Origin of the sequence: Mesorhizobium sp. M7A.F.Ca.CA.002.05.1.1 (assembly GCF_003998335.1) — a bacterium.
Classification (GTDB): domain Bacteria; phylum Pseudomonadota; class Alphaproteobacteria; order Rhizobiales; family Rhizobiaceae; genus Mesorhizobium.
In genome coordinates this window covers 1-627 of the sequence record NZ_RZQI01001551.1, presented here as the reverse complement: position 1 = coordinate 627, position 627 = coordinate 1, and the positions used below count along the sequence as shown (strand labels likewise).

The window sequence follows — 627 nt, the reverse complement described above, 5'->3', positions numbered from 1 at the left end:
CACCAACCAGGTCAAACTCGACATCATTCCCAATGCCGAGATCATCCCGAAATACGGCGCCGCGGCCGCCGGCGGCACGGCGCCCGACGCGCTGTCGCTCGATTTGATCTACACGCCCTCCTTCGCCGCAGCCGGCCAATTGGAGGACATTACCGACTGGGCAAAGTCCCTGCCCTATTTTGCCAGCCTGTCGCCGGCGCATGTGAAGACCGGCACCTACAAGGATCACATCTATGGCCTGCCCTTCTCTGCCGACGCCTCGGTGCTGATCTGGAACAAGAAGCTGTTCAAGCAGGCCGGCCTCGACCCCGAAAAAGGACCTGCCAACTGGGCCGAGATCGCGGCCGATGCCGAGAAGGTCAACGCGCTCGGCGGCAACATCAAGGGCTTCTACTTCTCCGGCAATTGCGGCGGCTGCAACATCTTCACCTTCACACCCCTGATCTGGGCGTCGGGCGGCGACATCCTGAGCGAAGACGGCTCGAAGGCGACGCTGGACAGCCCGCAACTGCGCGGCGCCATCGATCTCTACCGCTCGATGGTCAAGAAGGACCTGGTGCCGGCGGGCGCGCAGACCGATACCGGCGCCAACTTCTTTGCGGCATTTGCCGCCGGCAATATCGGCAT

At 63.0% G+C, this 627-nt stretch carries 1 protein-coding gene; it reads left to right on the top strand.

What is annotated here, in order from left to right; all coding sequences use genetic code 11:
• Positions 1-627, top strand: a 627-nt coding sequence (locus EN939_RS36980) for an extracellular solute-binding protein (protein WP_127272124.1), incomplete at both ends; no start/stop codon positions are given.